At 66.1% G+C, this 17468-nt stretch carries 13 protein-coding genes; 9 read left to right on the forward strand and 4 right to left on the reverse strand.

Going from position 1 to position 17468, the window contains the following annotated elements:
* Positions 1–74 precede the first annotated feature (74 nt).
* The 8 genes from dnaA to MLG_RS00050 all read left to right on the forward strand — a co-directional run bounded on the left by dnaA (position 75) and on the right by MLG_RS00050 (position 11340).
* Positions 75–1430 carry a chromosomal replication initiator protein DnaA gene (gene dnaA, locus MLG_RS00015; RefSeq protein WP_011627756.1) on the forward strand — a complete coding sequence of 452 codons (1356 nt, stop codon included), beginning with the start codon at positions 75–77 and terminating at the stop codon, positions 1428–1430.
* Between the two features lie 220 nt (positions 1431–1650).
* Positions 1651–2751 carry a DNA polymerase III subunit beta gene (gene dnaN / locus MLG_RS00020; protein ID WP_011627757.1) on the forward strand — a complete coding sequence of 367 codons (1101 nt, stop codon included), beginning with the start codon at positions 1651–1653 and terminating at the stop codon, positions 2749–2751.
* A 64-nt stretch (positions 2752–2815) separates the two neighbouring features.
* Complete coding sequence (recF, locus tag MLG_RS00025; protein ID WP_011627758.1) at positions 2816–3880, forward strand: DNA replication/repair protein RecF; 1065 nt, start codon at positions 2816–2818, stop codon at positions 3878–3880.
* Between the two features lie 71 nt (positions 3881–3951).
* Positions 3952–6369: a DNA topoisomerase (ATP-hydrolyzing) subunit B gene (gene gyrB / locus MLG_RS00030; RefSeq protein WP_011627759.1), complete on the forward strand. Its 2418-nt coding sequence runs from the start codon at positions 3952–3954 to the stop codon at positions 6367–6369.
* A 27-nt stretch (positions 6370–6396) separates the two neighbouring features.
* On the forward strand, positions 6397–7170 hold the full coding sequence (gene otsB, locus MLG_RS00035) for a trehalose-phosphatase (RefSeq protein WP_011627760.1): 774 nt from the start codon (positions 6397–6399) through the stop codon (positions 7168–7170).
* Positions 7163–8950: a glycoside hydrolase family 15 protein gene (locus MLG_RS00040; protein ID WP_011627761.1), complete on the forward strand. Its 1788-nt coding sequence runs from the start codon at positions 7163–7165 to the stop codon at positions 8948–8950. The genes otsB and MLG_RS00040 overlap by 8 nt, the downstream gene beginning before the upstream one ends.
* A 54-nt stretch (positions 8951–9004) precedes the next feature.
* Entirely contained in the window at positions 9005–10393 is a 1389-nt protein-coding gene (locus MLG_RS00045; RefSeq protein ID WP_011627762.1) for an alpha,alpha-trehalose-phosphate synthase (UDP-forming), read from the forward strand.
* 5 nt (positions 10394–10398) lie between these two features.
* Positions 10399–11340, forward strand: a complete 942-nt coding sequence (locus MLG_RS00050) for a glucokinase (RefSeq protein WP_011627763.1) — start codon at positions 10399–10401, stop codon at positions 11338–11340.
* A 12-nt stretch (positions 11341–11352) separates the two neighbouring features.
* Here the strand turns inward: MLG_RS00050 and MLG_RS00055 are convergent, their stop codons facing one another.
* Genes MLG_RS00055 through glyQ form a run of 4 tightly spaced genes read right to left on the reverse strand, consistent with a single transcriptional unit; the run spans position 11353 to position 15691 of the window.
* The gene (locus MLG_RS00055; RefSeq protein ID WP_011627764.1) at positions 11353–12114 is read right to left on the reverse strand and encodes a lysophospholipid acyltransferase family protein; all 762 of its coding nucleotides are present in this window, start codon (positions 12112–12114) and stop codon (positions 11353–11355) included.
* Positions 12111–12689 (reverse strand): D-glycero-beta-D-manno-heptose 1,7-bisphosphate 7-phosphatase, encoded by a 579-nt coding sequence (gmhB, locus tag MLG_RS00060; protein ID WP_011627765.1) that lies wholly within the window; start codon positions 12687–12689, stop codon positions 12111–12113. Before gmhB ends, MLG_RS00055 begins: the two co-directional genes overlap by 4 nt.
* Positions 12664–14745 (reverse strand): glycine--tRNA ligase subunit beta, encoded by a 2082-nt coding sequence (glyS, locus tag MLG_RS00065; protein ID WP_011627766.1) that lies wholly within the window; start codon positions 14743–14745, stop codon positions 12664–12666. The genes gmhB and glyS overlap by 26 nt, the downstream gene beginning before the upstream one ends.
* On the reverse strand, positions 14738–15691 hold the full coding sequence (gene glyQ, locus MLG_RS00070) for a glycine--tRNA ligase subunit alpha (protein ID WP_011627767.1): 954 nt from the start codon (positions 15689–15691) through the stop codon (positions 14738–14740). Before glyQ ends, glyS begins: the two co-directional genes overlap by 8 nt.
* A 338-nt stretch (positions 15692–16029) precedes the next feature.
* On the opposite strand from glyQ, the gene glnA reads away from it, so the two are divergent.
* Positions 16030–17445, forward strand: a complete 1416-nt coding sequence (gene glnA, locus MLG_RS00075; protein ID WP_011627768.1) for a glutamate--ammonia ligase — start codon at positions 16030–16032, stop codon at positions 17443–17445.
* Positions 17446–17468: the final 23 nt, after the last annotated feature.

Genomic DNA, 17468 nt, shown 5'->3' on the forward strand with positions numbered 1-17468 from the left:
TCTCCGGCCCGTCGGTACACTCGGGGCACACCCACCCGCAGACGCTATCCCGTGTCGAGGTACGCCGTTTATCCATGGAGAATTCGCTCTGGAAACAATGCCTGCGCCGTTTGGAGCAGGAGATCCCGGACCAGCAACTCAACACTTGGATCCGACCGCTGCAGGCCCAGGAGGAAGAGGATCGGCTGCGCCTGCTGGCGCCCAACCGCTTCGTCCTCGACTGGGTCAAGGCCCACTTCGCCGACCGCATCACTGAGCTGTTGAGTGCGCAGCGCCCGGACCGTCCGCCCCGCCTCGAACTGCAGATCGGTAGCAGTGCGGTGGTGGCCCCGCCGCGGCGCCGCCAGGTTTCGGTGACCACACCCAGCCCCTCGGCAGCGGCCGACCAGACGCCGGCCACCCGTTCAGCGGCCAGCAACCTGAACAGTAACTTCACCTTCGACACCTTCGTCGAGGGCAAATCCAACCAGCTCGCCCGGGCCGCCAGCATGCAGGTGGTGGAGAACCCGGGCACCGCCTACAACCCGCTGTTCCTCTACGGCGGTGTGGGGCTGGGCAAGACCCACCTGATGCACGCCGTGGGCAACGCCATGCTGCGCCGGCGGCCTGAGGCCCGGGTGCTCTACCTACACTCGGAGCGCTTCGTTGCCGACATGGTGAAGGCCCTGCAGCACAACGCCATCAACGAATTCAAGCGCCACTACCGCATGGTGGATGCACTACTGATCGACGATATTCAGTTCTTTGCCCGCAAGGAGCGCTCTCAGGAAGAGTTTTTCCATACCTTCAACGCCCTGCTGGAGGGCGAACAGCAGGTCATCATGACCTGCGACCGGTATCCCAAGGAGGTCAACGGCCTGGAGGAGCGACTCAAATCGCGCTTCGGCTGGGGGCTGACAGTGGCCATTGAGCCCCCGGAACTGGAAACCCGGGTCGCCATCCTGATGAGTAAGGCGCTACAGGAGGGCGTGGACCTGCCTCATGAGGTGGCCTTCTTCATCGCCAAGCGGATTCGCTCCAATATCCGTGAACTCGAAGGGGCCCTGCGACGAGTAGTGGCCAACGCCCAGTTCACCGGCCAGGAGATCACCGTGGAGTTCACCAAGGAGGCCCTGCGCGATCTGCTGGCGCTGCAGGACAAGCTGGTGACTATCGACAACATCCAAAAGACCGTGGCCGAGTATTACAAGATCCGGGTGGCGGACCTCCTGTCAAAACGGCGCAGTCGATCCATCACCCGCCCCCGGCAGATGGCGATGGCGCTGGCCAAGGAGTTGACCAGCCACTCCCTGCCGGAGATCGGTGACGCCTTCGGCGGACGTGACCACACCACCGTGCTGCACGCCTGCCGAAAGGTGGAGTCGCTCTGCGCCGAGGACAGCCGGATCGAGGAAGACTATAGCAACCTGTTGAGAACCCTCAGCACATGATGTGGATAACCCCGGGACGAAACCGAGCGGACCGATGCGACCAATCTTATCCACAGATTGTTCCACAGCGGTCCCCAGGCAAACCGCCCGCTTACTCACCCCGGAAAACAGAAGCAACCTATTGATTGAAAAAGGGAATAAAAACTTATGCACAGCGTGCTGTGCACACAGTAATAACAACAGTCTTTACTTATCTACATATTGATTATTAGGGATCGGCATGCGCATCGATATCCAACGCGAAGACCTGCTCAAGCCTCTACAAGCCATCATCGGCGTCGTGGAACGACGGCAGACCCTGCCGGTGCTGGCCAACGTCCGCCTGGAGTTGGGCGACGGCCTGGCCCGGCTGACCGCTACCGATCTGGAAGTGGAACTGGTCGCCAGTCTGCCCTGCCAAGTCACGGAAGGCGGGGACATCACACTGCCGGCGAGGAAGCTGCTGGATATTTGTCGCAACCTGCCGGATCAGAGTCAGATCCAGCTTCAGGTCGACGGCGAACGGGCGAGTCTGCGGGCCGGGCGGAGTCGGTTCACCCTCGCCACACTGTCGGCGGACGATTACCCGAGCATCGAAGACATTGGCGCCCGGGAGACCGTGCGGCTGCCCCAGGGGCAACTGAGGAAGCTGATTGAGCGCACACACTTTTCCATGGCCGTGCAGGATGTCCGGTACTATCTGAACGGGCTGATGGTGGAGCTGGAACCGGCGATGGCGCGCATGGTGGCCACCGACGGCCACCGCCTGGCACTGGCCGAGCAAGCCATCGACACCGGGGTCGAGGCACCGCGTCAGGTGATTGTCCCGCGCAAGGGGGTTCAGGAACTGTTACGGTTGTTGGATCACAGCGATGAGGGGGCCGACCTGGAGTTGGGCGACAACCATATCCGGGTCAAGCTCGGGGACGTCCGGTTCACCTCCAAATTGATCGATGGCCGCTTCCCGGACTACCGTCGGGTGGTGCCGGAGGCCACCGAGACCCCCGCGACAGTGAATCGGGAGGACCTTCGCCACGCCCTCCTCCGGGTCTCGATCCTATCCAACGAAAAGTACCGCGGTGTCCGGTTCCTGCTCGACGGTGGTACGCTCAAGGTCGCATCGCACAACCCCGAGCAGGAGGAGGCCGAAGAGGAGGTCTCGGTCGACTACGGCGGGGCCCCGCTGGAGGTCGGCTTCAATGCCGGGTATGTGCTCGATGCGCTGGGGGCGTTGGACGATGAGGATGTTCGCCTGACACTCCGGGACAGCGCGAGCAGTGGGCTGATCCAAGGGGTAGACGACCAGACCTCAAGGTACGTCGTCATGCCCATGCGCCTGTGAGCGCCGAAACGGTGACAGGCGTAATGGCGGTGGTCGGCAAACGCCCCGGGTGGTGATGGGCATTATGTCACTGGCGGCCGAAGGGGTGCGCAACCTCCAGCCGTTTGAGCTTACGCCTGGCGCCGGAATCAACGTGGTGGTGGGTGCCAACGCCGCGGGGAAGACGAGCCTGTTGGAGGCCATCTACTTCGTGGCGCGGACCCGGTCCTTCCGCGCCACGCGGACGGCGCAAATGATCGGGAACGGTCATGAGGCCTTGTGGGTTCGGGCTCAGACTCAGGGGCATACCATCGGGGTCGCCCGGGACAGCCAGGAGACGCAGGTCCGTCTGGACGGTCGGGACGGGCGAAGCCTTTCCGAACTGGCCCGCTACCTACCGGTGCAGGTCATCAATAGTGAGCACCAGCGGTTATTGCTGGACGGCCCTGCCGTGCGGCGCAGTTTTTTGAACTGGGCGGTGTTCCACGTGGAACCACAGTTCTCAACTGTGTGGGGCCGTTACGTCCGCGCCCTCCGGCAGCGCAATGCTGCCCTCAAGGCGGGCGAGTCCCGCTTGGCGTGGGCCTACGACGAGGGCCTCATCGAAACGGCCGACACCATCGACCGTAACCGGCGCCACCTCATCGACGCCCTGGAGCCGCGCTGGTCGGCCTTGGTCCGCCGCTGGCTGCCGGACGAACCGGTGGCCCTCCATTACCGCCCGGGCTGGCGGAGCGACGAGCCGCTCGCTGATCGCCTTGAAGCCCAGCGGGAGTTGGATCGTCAGCGGGGGTTCACCAACAGTGGGCCGCATCGCGCCGATCTGAGTTTCCGCGTGGCCGGTGTCGAGGCCCAGCACCGGCTCTCGCGCGGACAGCAAAAGCTTCTGGTGCTCGCCCTGCTGCTCGCCCAGGCAGCGGTTACCCACACCCTGACCGGCCAGTCGCTCACCTTGTTGGTGGATGACCTCGCTGCGGAGCTCGACCCGGCGCGGCGTGCCGCCGTGGTGGAGGCGATCGCCTCCAGTGGCAATCAGGCCTTCCTGACCGCCATTGAGCCGGGCGATATCCCCCTCGCCCCCGACGCCGCGCAATGGTTCCACGTGGAACAGGGCCGTATTCACTCCGGCCCGCCGCCGGCGGCCGGCTGACCCGATAGGCCTGGGCCCCGCCCTTGCTCCGGGTGATATACTCGTTCCCTTAATCCAGAGAGCGTGACCCCATGACCGAGCAAACCAGCTACGACTCCGACAGTATCAAGGTCCTCCGTGGCCTCGACGCCGTCCGCAAGCGTCCCGGGATGTACATCGGTGACACCGATGACGGCACCGGACTGCACCATATGGTGTTCGAGGTGGTGGACAACTCTGTGGACGAGGCCCTGGCGGGCTACTGCAGCGAGATCCAGGTGACCATCCATGGCGATAACTCCGTCACCGTTGCCGACAACGGTCGGGGTATCCCGGTGGACATCCACACCGAGGAAGGTTGTTCCGCCGCCGAGGTCATCATGACCGTCCTGCATGCCGGCGGTAAGTTTGACGACAACAGCTACAAGGTCTCCGGTGGCCTGCACGGTGTCGGCGTCTCGGTGGTCAACGCCCTTTCCGAGCGCCTGCGCCTGGTAATCCAGCGCAACGGCAAGGTGCATACCCAGGAGTACCGGATGGGTGTCCCGGTGGAACCGCTGAAGGTAGTGGGCGAGACCCAGGAGACGGGCACCCGACTAACCTTCCTGCCAAGCCGCGAGGTCTTCACCCAGACCCAGTACAACTACGACATTCTCGCCAAACGGTTCCGCGAGCTCTCCTTCCTCAACCCCGGGGTGCGCATCGCCCTGAAGGACGAGCGCACCGAGAAGGAAGATGTCTTTGAGTACGCCGGCGGCATCAAGGCCTTCGTCGAGCACCTCAACCGCAATAAGGACCCGCTCCATCCGACGGTTTTCTACCTTGCGGGTATGCGGGAGAGCGTCGGCGTGGATGTGGCCATGCAGTGGAACGACTCCTACCAGGAGAATATCTTCTGTTTCACCAATAACATCCCCCAACGCGACGGCGGTACCCACCTGTCCGGTTTCCGCGCCGCACTCACCCGGACCCTGAACCAGTACCTGGAGGCGCAGGGCTACGCCAAGAAGCTCAAGGTTACCCCCACCGGGGACGATATCCGTGAGGGCCTGACGGCGGTGGTCTCGGTCAAGGCACCCGACCCTAAGTTCTCCAGTCAGACCAAGGACAAGCTGGTCTCCTCTGAGATCAAGGGCATCGTAGAGGGGGTGCTGGCCGAGGCCTTTAACGACTTCCTTTACGAGAATCCCGCCGAGGCCAAGGCCATTGCGGAGAAGATCATCGACGCCTCCCGCGCCCGCGAGGCCGCCCGCAAGGCCCGTGAGATGACCCGGCGTAAGGGGGTGCTGGACGTTGCCGGCCTGCCGGGCAAGCTGGCCGATTGCCAGGAAAAGGACCCCGCCCAGTCCGAGATCTACCTGGTGGAGGGTGACTCCGCCGGCGGCTCCGCCAAGCAGGGCCGTGATCGCCGTTATCAGGCCATCCTGCCCCTGAAGGGCAAGATCCTGAATGTGGAGAAGGCTCGCTTCGACAAGATGCTCGCCTCCGTGGAGGTGGGCACCCTGATCACTGCCCTGGGCTGCGGTATCGGTAAGGACGAGTTCGACCCGGACAAGCTGCGCTATCACCGCATCATCATCATGACCGACGCGGACGTGGACGGCTCCCACATCCGGACCCTGCTCCTGACCTTCTTTTACCGCCAGATGCGCGAATTGGTGGAGCGGGGTCACGTCTACATCGCCCAGCCGCCACTGTATAAGGTCAAGCGCGGCAAGCAGGAGCATTACGTCAAAGACGAGGCGGAACTCACCGAATACCTGCTCCAGATCGCCCTCGCCGATGCCAGCCTGCACAGCCAGGAGGGCGCTCCGCCCATCTCCGGTGAGGCGTTGGGCCGCCTGGCGCGCCGCTACCTGGAGGCAATGGACCTGGTCGACCATATGCGTCGGCGCTGGGACCCGACCCTGCTGTCAGAGATGACCGCCCTGGCGCCGGTCTCGGAGCAGGACTTCGCCGACGGCGCGGCCATGACCCGATGGTTCGAGACCCTGGTGGAGCGGGCCAATGCCCAGCAGGACAAGTCGGTCACCTATACCCTGGACCTGCAGCTGGGCACCGAGGGCGGCTTCAAAGAGGCGCGGGTCATCAAGCGGATGCACGGCATCCTCTACCCCTATACCTTCAACTCGGCCTTCTTCCTCTCTGCCGAGTACGAAACCCTCAAGCGGCTGGCCGAGCAACTCCATGGCCTGTTCGGTGACGGTGGTTTCATCCAGCGGGGCGAACGGCGTAAGCCGGTGGCCACCCTGCAGGAGGTGGTGGACTGGCTGATGGATGAGGCCCGCCGGGGCCAGAGCATCCAGCGCTACAAGGGGTTGGGTGAGATGAATCCGGATCAACTCTGGGAGACCACGATGAACCCCGACACCCGCCGCCTGTTGCGGGTGACCATCGAGGATGCGGTGGCCTCCGACGAGATCTTCACCACCCTCATGGGCGACCAGGTGGAGCCTCGCCGGGATTTCATCGAACAGAATGCCCTGACGGTGGCCAACCTGGACATCTGATCCGTCCGTGGGGGAGAGGGCCGGGCCATGGACTCTGGGCACAAGACGCACCTCTGGCGGCGACCGGACCTGGCCTTCTTCCTCGATCTCGACGGCACCCTCCTCCCCATCGTCCCCCATCCCGACGACGCCACGCTGGACGCTTGTGGCCGCACCGTCCTGCGCGAGCTGATGGCGCTCAGTGGCGGCGCCGTCGCCCTGGTCAGTGGCCGCACCATCTCCGCCGTCGACCGGGTCGTCGAGCCGCTGCGCCTGCCGGTGGCGGGGGTGCACGGGGCGGAATGGCGCGATCCCGCCGGCCGCTACCACCGGCCCTCTGCGCCCTCGCCGCGGCTCATGACGGCCCTTCGCGATCGCCTCCGCGCCCTCACCGCCGCCTACCCGGGAACCTTCGTCGAGGAGAAGGGCATCGCCCTTGCCGTTCACTTCCGCCGGGCGCCCGAATACCAAATGCCGATCCAGCGGGCCCTGAGTGAGATCGCGGCCGGCGCCGCCGGTCAGCTCACGCTGCAAGCCGGCAAGTGCGTCTACGAACTTCGCCCGGCCGACGGGGACAAGGGCCGGGCGGTCAGACACTTTATGGCCGAGGCCCCGTTCGCCAGCCGGGCCCCGGTCTACCTGGGCGATGACCTGACGGATGAACACGCCTTTGTGGCAGTGAATGCCCTGGGCGGCTATAGCATTAAGGTGGGTGCCGGTCACACCGAGGCGCGCTGGCGCCTGCCCGATCAACCGGCGGTGATCGACTGGCTCCGAGGAAATCGTCCGGCCGCCGCTATCAGGGGGGAGCACGGTGACTGATCTCAACCAGGCGCTAATCGGCAATTGCAGCTTCGCTGCCCTGGTCAACCGGGAGGCCGAGGTTACCTGGGCCTGTATGCCCCGGTTCGACGGTGATCCGGTGTTCTGCAGTCTCCTTGGGGACCCCGGTGTCGGTGACGGCCACGGCCGTTTCGCCATCCTTCTCGAGGGCCTTGCCCGCAGTGAACAGGCCTACGACCGCAACACCGCCATCCTCCGCACCCGCCTCTACGACCACCAGGGCGGGGTTGTGGAGGTCCTCGATTTTGCACCCCGATTCAAACAGTTCGGCCGCAGCTTCCATCCGGTGACCCTGGTGCGCCAGGTGCGCTGCCTGGGGGGCGCTCCCCGCGTCCGGATGGTGGTCCGGCCGGTGTTCGACTACGGCACGACCCGACCGATCATCACCCACGGAAGCAATCACATCCGCTACGTCTCGGGCGAGCAGGTGCTGCGCCTTACTACCAACGCCTCACTGACCGCCATTCTTGACGAGACGCCGGTGGTGGTGGATCAGGTCTTTACCTTGATCCTGGGACCGGACGAGACCCTGCCGCTCTCCCCGCACGAGGCCGCCAGCCAGTTCTACGAGCGCACCACTCACTACTGGCAGGAGTGGGTCCGCTACCTGGCCGTGCCCTTCGAATGGCAGGAGGCGGTAATCCGCGCCGCCATCACCCTCAAACTCAATACCTATGAAGACACTGGGGCGGTCATCGCCGCGGTGACCACCTCGTTACCGGAGGCGCCGCATACCACCCGGAACTGGGACTACCGCTACTGCTGGCTGCGCGACGCCTATTTCGTCATCAATGCCCTCAATCGCCTGGGTGCCACCAAGACCCTGGAGGACTACGCCCGCTTCATCATCAACACCACCGCGTCCAACGGTCAGCGGCCCCTGCGGCCGGTGTATCGGATCAACGGCCGGGACGATCTGGATGAGTACGTCGCCGAGGGCCTACCAGGTTACCGCGGCATGGGCCCGGTCCGGGTGGGGAACCAGGCCTATGAGCAGCAGCAGAACGACGTCTACGGCGCGGTGATCCTTGCCACCGCCCACCTCTTCTTCGACCGCAGGCTCCGCCGCATGGGCGATGAACCCCTGTTCCGGCGGCTGGAGGTTCTGGGGGAGCAGGCGGTGGCGGTCCACGAGCAGCCGGATGCCGGGCTCTGGGAGTTTCGCGGCATGGCCGGGGTGCATACCTTCTCCGCCACCATGTGCTGGGCCGGGGTCAATGCCCTGGCGGCCATCGCCCGGGAGCTGAACCTGCCGGACCGGGCCACCTATTGGATCACCCGGGCCCATCGGATACGCCGGACCATCCGGGAGCGCGCCTGGAACCCCCGCCGCCAGTCCTATGTCGCCACCTTCGGAGGCGAGGTCCTGGACGCCAGCCTGACGCAGCTCTATGACCTGGGGTTTCTCAAACCGGGGGATCCCCGCCTTACCCAGACAGTGGTGGCCCTTGAAGGCGAACTGCGTCACGGTGATTTTCTTTTCCGCTATATTCATGAAGACGACTTCGGAAAACCGACCACGGCGTTCACCACCTGCACCTTCTGGTATGTCGACGCCCTGGCCGCCACCGGCCGGCGGGAGGAGGCGAGGGCGCTGTTCGAGAAGCTGCTGGCCTGCCGTAATCACGTGGGCCTGCTTTCCGAGGATATCGACCCCTACACGGGGGAGCTTTGGGGGAACTTCCCCCAGACCTATAGCATGGTGGGTCTGATCAATTCGGCGATGCGACTGAGCAAACCGTGGGAGCAGGCCTACTGAGGGATGGATGACAATGGCGCCGGGCCGCTCTATCGCCCGGTGCGGAGGTAGTCCATGTCGTTGATCACCATATCGAACCGGGTTGCCCTGCCCAGCCAGCTCCAGGGGGCCCAAGGCGGACTGGCGGTGGGTCTGCGCAGTGCACTGGAGGATGGCGGTGGGCTCTGGTTCGGTTGGGACGGTCGCCACGAACCCCGGTTACCCGATCCCCGCCCACTGGCGGTGCAGAACGCCAACGGCGTGCGCTACGCCACCCTGCGCCTGACTCGTGCCGAGTACGAGCGGTTCTATCTCGGCTTCTCCAACCAGGTGCTCTGGCCCCTGTTCCATTACCGCTTGCCCTATGTCCACTGCCAACGGGCGGATCGGGAAGGGTACTGGGCCGTCAACCGCCTGTTCGCGGATCGGCTGCCCGATCTACCGGACGCCGAGTCGCCCATCTGGATCCACGATTACCACTTCATTCCCCTGGGCCAGATGTTGCGGGAGCGGGGGATCACTAACCCCCTGGGCTTTTTCCTCCACACCCCCTTCCCGGCTTGGGATGTCTACCGCGCATTGCCGGATCACCAGGCCCTGCTGGAAGCCCTCTGCGCCCATGACCTGGTGGGCTTCCAAACCGACCTGGATCGTGACAACTTCCTGGACTGTCTGCGCCACACCGACGCCATCGAGGTGATCGACACGGCCCGGGCGCGCTACCGCGGCCGGGTGGTCCACATCGGCGTCTTCCCGATCGGTATCGACGTGGACTCTGTGGCCGCCCACGCCCGGCACGGCTTCTACTCGCAGCAGGGACGCCGGTTGCAGGCCAGCCTTGGGGACAGACGCCTGATCATCGGTGTTGACCGCCTGGATTACAGCAAGGGGCTGGATATCCGCTTCGAAGCCTATCGGCGTATGCTGGAGCGCCGCCGGGAGCACCGGGCGCGGGTCGTTTACCTGCAGATTGCGCCGATATCGCGGGGTGAGGTGCCGGAGTACGACGAGATTCGCCGCGAACTGGAGTACCAGGCGGGTCACCTCAACTGCCAGTTCGCCGAGTACGACTGGGCCCCGCTGCGGTACCTGAACCGCGGCTTCCACCGGGCGAACGTGCTCGGGTTTCTGTCCCGGGCCCATGTCGGGCTGGTCACCCCTATGCGCGACGGTATGAACCTCGTGGCCAAGGAGTTCGTGGCCGCCCAGGATCCGGACGACCCGGGTGTGTTGGTCCTCTCGCATTTGGCCGGGGCGGCGCGCGAGCTGGACGCGGCGGTTCTGGTCAACCCCTACGATCCCGATGAGGTGGCGGAGCGGCTTCACCAGGCGCTGACCATGCCGTTAGCGGAGCGGCGTGAGCGTTGGACCCGCATGATCCGGTGCCTGCGCGAGCAGGACATTACCTGTTGGCGTGACGACTACCTGCAGGCCCTGCAGACGGCGGCCGGTGCGTCCGGGTGAGCGCCATGAGCTCTTACCTCCTGGCCGACATCGGCGGCACCCATACCCGTATCGCCCTCGCGACGCCGGGCGGGGAACCGCAGCAAAGGCACCGCTACCGTAACAGCGAGCTTGGCGATCCCCTTTCCGGTCTGCAGCATTTTCTCGCTCAGGTCGCACCAGCCCGCCCCACGACCCTGGCGATCGCCGTGGCCGGCCCGGTCCAGGGCGGGCGTGTTCAGTTGACGAACCGAAGCTGGATGCTGCACGACGGCAGCCTGGCCCGCGCCCTCGGGCTCGATGCCGTGCACCTCTACAATGACTTTCAGGCGCTCGCCCGTGCCCTCCCCCTGCTCTGCGCTTCCTCGGTGCGGCCGTTGGCGCCGGGTGTTGCCGAGCCGGGGGCGCCGCGGGCGGTTCTGGGTCCCGGTACCGGCTTGGGGGTGGCTGCCGCCGTGCCCTGCCCGGCGGGTTGGTCGGCGCTCGCCTGTGAAGGGGGGCATGTCACCCTGGCACCGGGCGATGTGGCGGAGAGCACCCTGATCGATCGCCTGCGGCAGCAGTTGGATCACGTGTCGGCGGAGGCGGTACTGTGCGGTGCCGGGCTCTGCCGGCTGCACGCCGTGCTGCATGGGGCGCCCTGTGACGATCCGAAGGCGATCACCGAGGCGGGGCGCGCCGGCGATCCCCGGGCGACTGAGACCATCCAGCGGTTCTTCAGCCTGCTTGGCGGGTTTGCCGGCAACCTGGCGTTGACCCTCGGCGCCCGCGGCGGTCTCTACCTTGCCGGAGGGATGCTGCCAGCGCTGTGGCAACCGATGCAGGAGTCCGCCTTCCTCGAGCGCTTCCGGGCCAAGGGACGGTTTCGCGATTACCTCACGGCCATTCCGGTCCTGCTCATCCGCGACCCGGAGGGTGCCACCCTCCTCGGCCTGCGCGCCCTGCTCGATGACGCCGGGGGCGGTTGAACCGGTGGCCGGCTACTTCCGGAAGGAACGGGTGTAGAGGGTGCCGGGGTAGCCGCGCTCGCTGATCTCCGGCATCTGCGCCTCAATCCACGCCTCGACCTCGGCCAGGACCTCGCCGACCTGCCGTCCCTCGGTGGCGATCGCCGGGCCGATCCGCACCCGGATCTCCCCGGGTTGTTTGATGATGGAGCCCCGTGGCCAGATCTCGCCGGCGTTGTGTGCTACCGGTAGGATCGGGGTGCCGGTCTCGCAGGCCAGAATGGCACCGCCGGCGCGGTAGCGCCCCTTGCGGCCGGCCGGCACGCGGGTGCCCTCCGGAAAGATGATCACCCAGCGGCCCGCCCGCAACCGTTCCCGTCCCTGTTCCACCACCTGGCGTCGGGCCAGGGCCCCGGAGCCGCGGTCGATAGCGATGGGCTGAAGCAGCGCCAGCCCCCAGCCGAACACCGGGATGCGCATCAGCTCGCGCTTCAGCACCCAGGTCTGCGGTTGAAACCATCTCAGCAGCCCGAGCGTCTCCCACGCAGACTGGTGCTTGGCCATGACCACGCAGGGTTGCTCCGGCCGATGCGCCAGGCCCTCAACCCGGACCCGGACCCGGCAGAGCCGCTCCAGGGTCCAGAGCTGCAGGTGACCCCAGCTGGTGATCAGGCGGTAGCGCAGTCGATAGGGCAAGGGAAGGGTCAGCAGTGCCAACAGTCCCCACACCGGCAGCGTGATCACCAATAGCGCCTGGTGCAGCACGCTGGCAAAGACCACCCGGGCCCCTCTCATGACGCTATCCCCCATTCCCCTATGAGTGCCGCCACCGCCTCGGCCAGATCGTCATAGACCGCCACCGCCCAGGGCAACCCCTGGGCCAGGGTCCGCGCCCCCTTGCCGGTACGCACCAGCATGGGCCGGGCATTGACCGCGCGGCCGGCCTCCAGGTCGCGCAGGCTGTCTCCGATCACCGGCACCCCGTCCAGCGGGCAGTCAAAGTGGGCGGCCGCCTGCAGCAGTAGCCCGGGCCGCGGCTTGCGACACTCACAGCGGTCCTCCGGGCGGTGGGGGCAGTGAAACACCGCGTCGATCCGCGCACCGGCCCGGGCCAGCACTGCGTGCATATGGGCGGTGATGGCCCGGTAGGTGGCGTCGTCGAACAGCCCGCGACCGATCCCGCTCTGATTGGTGCACACGGCCACCGGCACGCCGGCGCGGTTGAGGCGGGCGATTGCCTCGGCACTGCCGGGGATCACCCGCCACTCCTCCGGCGCCTTGATATAGGCGTCGGAGTCCTGGTTGATTACCCCGTCCCGGTCGAGGATGACCAGTGGCGGGCGGTTAGCGGCCGGGCAGTCGTGAGACATCGGCGATTTCCAGGAACAGGGCCTGAATGGCCTTGAGCAGCGCCAGGCGGTTGACCCGCACGCCCGGGTCCTCGGCCATGACCAGGATGTCGTCAAAGAAGGTGTCGACAGGCTCACGCAGCCGTGCCAGCCCCTCCAGGGCGCCGGCGTAATCGCCTTCGGCGAGCCGGGGCTGCAGTTGCTCCCGGGTCGCCTCCAGGCTCCGGGCCAGGGCCTGTTCCGCCGGCTCCTTGAGCTGTGCTGAAGCGACGGTGTCCGGCACCGTCTCCCCGGCCTTGCGCAGGATGTTGCCGATCCGCTTGTTGGCCGCGGCCAGGGCCTCCGCCTCCGGCAGGCCGGCGAAGCGGCGGCAGGCCAGCAACCGGCGGTGGAAATCCAACGGGCAGCGGGGCCGAACCGCAAGCACCGCCTCGAACAGCTCCGCGCCGATCCCCTGCTCCTGGTAGTAGCCGCGCAGGCGCTCAAGGCAGAAATCGTAGACCTCCTCGGCAATGCTGCGCCCGGCGATACCCTCTGGCAGCAATACCGCGGCCCGACCCAGCAGCCCCTCCAGGTCCAGCGGCAGCTCCCCCTCGATCAGCGTCCGCATCAAGCCGAGGGCCGCGCGGCGCAGGGCAAAGGGGTCCTTGTCGCCAGTGGGGGCCAGGCCGATGGCAAAGATACCGGCCAGGGTGTCGGCGCGCTCGGCGATCGCCAGCAGACGGCCCGCCGGGGTGGCTGGTATGGCCTCGCCGGCGTAGCGCGGGCGGTAGTGTTCGAGAATGGCGTCGGCGACGGCCTTGGGTTCCCCGTCGTGGAGGGCGTAGTAACGGCCCATGATGCCCTGGAGCTCGGGAAACTCACCGACCATCTCCGTGCCCAGGTCGCAGCGGGCCAGCCAGGCGGCGCGGGCCACCGGCGCCGGGTCGTGATCCATCTCCACCGCCAATTGTTCGGCCAGATGCGCGACCCGTTGGGTCTTGTCGTAAAGGGTGCCGAGCTGCTTCTGGAAGATCACCCCCTTGAGATCGGCCAGCCGATCGATGAGGGGGCGCTTGCGATCCTGTTGCCAGAAGAAGTCGGCGTCCGCCAGCCGGGGCCGGATCACCCGCTCGTTGCCGGAGCGGACCTGATCCGGATCGCGGCTCTCGATGTTGGCCACGGTAATGAACAGCGGCAACAGCTGACCGTCCTGGCCGCGGACGGGGAAATACTTTTGGTGGCCTTGCATGCTGGAGATCAACGCTTCCTCGGGCACCTCCAGGAAGCCGGGGTCGAAGCTGCCCACCAGCGGCACGGGCCACTCCACCAGGGCCGTCACCTCATCGAGCAGGCCCTCGTCCATGATCGCTACCCCCTGCTCCTGCTCGGCCAGCCGCAGCACACCGCGTCGGATCCTCTCCCGCCGCGCCTCGAAGCTCGCCTCCACCCGGCCCTCGCCCCGCAGCCGCTCGGCGTAGTCATCGGCGCTGGCCAGCTCGATGGGCTCCGGGGCATGGAAGCGGTGGCCGCGGGTGGTCCGGCCGGACGTCACATCCATCAGCGTGGCCGGTACCACGTCGGCGCCGAGCAGGAAGACGATCCAATGGACCGGCCGCACGAAGGTGGCCTGGCCGCTGCCCCAGCGCATCCGCTTGGGAATGGGGAGGCGGGAGAGGCTCTGGTTGACGATGTCAGGGAGCAACTCCGTGGCCGCGCGGCCGGGCTGCACACCGCGCCAGGCGAGCCAAGTGCCTTTGGGGGTCTCCAGACGCTCCAGCTGCTCCACCGTGGCGCCACAGGAGCGGGCAAAGCCCTCGGCAGCCTTGGTGGGCCGGCCGTGGTCGTCAAAGGCGACGTTCAGCGCGGGACCGCGGCGTTCGATCGCCTTGTCCTCCTGGCGGGCCTGCAGGGCCTCCACCTGCAGTGCCAGCCGGCGCGGGGTGGCGTAGCTGTGCACCGGGCCGTGCCCCAGCTCCGCCTGCTCCAGGCCCTGCACCACACCGTCGCGGAAGGCCGCCTCCAGCCTGGGCAGGGCCACCGGCGGCAGCTCCTCGGTACCGATCTCGATGAGCAGTGTGCGGGTGGACTCAGCCATTCGCGTTCTCCTTTTGCGGCTCGCGGCAGAGGGGGAAGCCCAGTGACTCACGGCGGTCGTAATAGGCCTGGGCCACCGCCCGCGCCATACTGCGCACCCTCAGGATGTAGCCTTGGCGTTCGGTGACCGAGATGGCGTGGCGGGCGTCGAGCAGATTGAAGGTGTGAGACGCCTTGAGGGTCATCTCGTAGGCAGGCAACGGCAGGTCGCCTTCGATCAGGCGCTCACACTCCCGCTCATAGGTCTCGAAGGCCTGAAACAGCGCCTCCACCGGCGCCTGCTCGAAGTTGTAGGCGGACATCTCCCGCTCGTTCTGCAGGAAGACGTCGCCGTAGGTCACCGGACCCTCCGGACTGTCGGCCCAGAGCAGGTCGTAGACGCTCTCCACCCCCTGCAGGTACATGGCGATGCGTTCCAGTCCGTAGGTGATCTCGCCCATCACCGGGTGGCAGTCGAGGCCGCCCACCTGCTGGAAGTAGGTGAACTGGGTGATCTCCATGCCGTTGAGCCAGACCTCCCAGCCCAGGCCCCAGGCGCCCAGGGTCGGGGACTCCCAGTTGTCCTCCACGAAACGGATGTCGTGGGTCAGCGGGTCGAGGCCCAGGAAGCGCAGGGAGTCCAGGTACTGCTCCTGGATGTCGGCCGGTGACGGTTTGAGCACCACCTGGAACTGGTAGTAGTGCTGCAAACGGTTGGGGTTCTCGCCGTAGCGGCCGTCGGTGGGCCGGCGGGAGGGCTGGACGTAGGCCGAATGCCAGGGCTCCGGCCCGATGGCGCGCAGGAAGGTGGCCGGGTGGAAAGTACCGGCGCCCACCTCCTGATCCAGCGGCTGCAACACCACGCAGCCCCGCTCGGCCCAGAACCGCTGCAGGGCGAGGATCAGGCCCTGGAATGTACGCACCTGACCGGCCGCGCTGTCCTTTTCGTTTCTGACACTCAGGGACAAGGTAACCCCCAATCTGTTCGGCTTGCCTCGGATAAGCCGATCAGTATACCGGGTCTGCCCGCCTCCTTGCAGGCGCCCCGCCGGGATGTCTTGGATTGGTGCAGGCCGCCTCAGGGGGGTGCCCAATGGCCGGCCCGGCGGTCCATCGCCCAGGTGATGCGCACCCTATTGGTGCAACAACGCGGAAAGACGCGCCATCCTGGTGCGGTTATACTGCCTGGCGACGGGGCGCAGGTCCCCTAACCCGCAGAGGCTCGGGGAATCTCACGATTGGCATGCAACCTGCTTGCAAGGGCCTGCATCGACATTCCGAGCTGATCATATTCCGGAGGTACAGAATGGCTCGCACCGCTGCTGACGTACTCAAGCTGATCCAGGACGAGGACGTGAAGTTCGTCGACCTGCGCTTCACCGACACCCGTGGCAAGGAACAGCACGTGACCATCCCCGCCCACGAACTGGACGAGGACATGTTCGAGGACGGCAAGATGTTCGACGGCTCCTCAATCGCGGGCTGGAAGGGCATCAACGAGTCCGACATGATCATGATGCCGGACCCGGAGACCGCCACCCTGGATCCCTTTTTCGACGATCCCACCATCAACCTCACCTGCGACATCATCGAGCCCAGCACCATGCAGGGCTACGAGAAGGACCCCCGCTCCGTGGCCCGCCGGGCAGAGGCCTACCTGAAGTCCACCGGACTGGGTGAGAGCGCGCTGTTCGGCCCGGAGAACGAGTTTTTCGTGTTCGATGACGTGCGCTGGGGCGCCGACATGAGCGGCTCCTTCTACAAGATCGATTCGGAGGAGGCCGGCTGGAACTCCGAGCGGGTCTACGGTGACGGCAACATGGGTCACCGGCCGAAGGTAAAGGGCGGGTACTTCCCGGTACCGCCGGTGGACTCGCTGCACGATCTGCGCGCGGCCATGTGCGAGGCCCTCGAGGACCTGGGTCTGACCGTCGAGGTGCACCACCATGAGGTGGCCACGGCCGGTCAGTGTGAGATCGGCGTCGGTCCCAACACCCTGGTGAAGAAGGCCGACGAGATTCAGAAACTCAAGTACGCCGTGCACAACGTCGCCCACGCCTACGGCAAGACCGCCACCTTCATGCCCAAGCCCCTGGTAGGCGACAACGGCAGCGGCATGCACGTGCACCAGTCGGTGATGAAGGACGGCAACAACGTCTTCGGTGGCGACAGCTACGGTGGCCTGTCCGAGTTCGCCCTGTACTACATCGGCGGCATCATCAAGCATGCCCGTGCTATCAACGCCTTCGCCAACGCCAGCACCAACAGCTACAAGCGGTTGGTCAAGGGCTTCGAGGCGCCGGTGCTGCTCGCCTACTCGGCCCGCAACCGCTCCGCCTCCATTCGCGTGCCCTACGTGCCCAACCCCAAGGCGCGCCGGATCGAGGTCCGTTTCCCGGACTCCACCGCCAACCCCTACTTCGCCTTCGCCGCGATGCTGATGGCCGGTCTGGACGGGGTGCAGAACAAGATCCATCCCGGCGAGGCCATGGACAAGGATCTCTACGATCTGCCCCCGGAGGAGGAGCGCGACATCCCGAAGGTGGCCCTGTCGCTGAATGAGGCGCTGGAGGCCCTGGATCAGGATCGCGAGTTCCTCAAACAGGGCGGGGTGTTCACCGACGACACCATCGACGCCTACATCGAGCTGAAGATGGAAGAGGTGGAGCGGTTGAACATGACCACCCACCCGGTGGAGTTCGACCTTTACTACAGTGTCTGAAGCCGGCGCTGCCGCACGACGCC

Source organism: Alkalilimnicola ehrlichii MLHE-1, from assembly GCF_000014785.1.
GTDB lineage: Bacteria > Pseudomonadota > Gammaproteobacteria > Nitrococcales > Halorhodospiraceae > Alkalilimnicola > Alkalilimnicola ehrlichii.

Coding starts and splice junctions, on each gene's coding strand:
- gyrB (WP_011627759.1), top strand. CDS start 3,952: ATGACCGAGCAAACCAGCTACGACTCCGACAGTATCAAGGTCCTCCGT.
- glnA (WP_011627768.1), top strand. CDS start 16,030: ATGGCTCGCACCGCTGCTGACGTACTCAAGCTGATCCAGGACGAGGAC.
- recF (WP_011627758.1), top strand. CDS start 2,816: ATGTCACTGGCGGCCGAAGGGGTGCGCAACCTCCAGCCGTTTGAGCTT.
- MLG_RS00050 (WP_011627763.1), top strand. CDS start 10,399: ATGAGCTCTTACCTCCTGGCCGACATCGGCGGCACCCATACCCGTATC.
- dnaN (WP_011627757.1), top strand. CDS start 1,651: ATGCGCATCGATATCCAACGCGAAGACCTGCTCAAGCCTCTACAAGCC.
- dnaA (WP_011627756.1), top strand. CDS start 75: ATGGAGAATTCGCTCTGGAAACAATGCCTGCGCCGTTTGGAGCAGGAG.
- MLG_RS00055 (WP_011627764.1), bottom strand. CDS start 12,114: ATGAGAGGGGCCCGGGTGGTCTTTGCCAGCGTGCTGCACCAGGCGCTA.
- otsB (WP_011627760.1), top strand. CDS start 6,397: ATGGACTCTGGGCACAAGACGCACCTCTGGCGGCGACCGGACCTGGCC.
- glyS (WP_011627766.1), bottom strand. CDS start 14,745: ATGGCTGAGTCCACCCGCACACTGCTCATCGAGATCGGTACCGAGGAG.
- gmhB (WP_011627765.1), bottom strand. CDS start 12,689: ATGTCTCACGACTGCCCGGCCGCTAACCGCCCGCCACTGGTCATCCTC.
- MLG_RS00045 (WP_011627762.1), top strand. CDS start 9,005: ATGTCGTTGATCACCATATCGAACCGGGTTGCCCTGCCCAGCCAGCTC.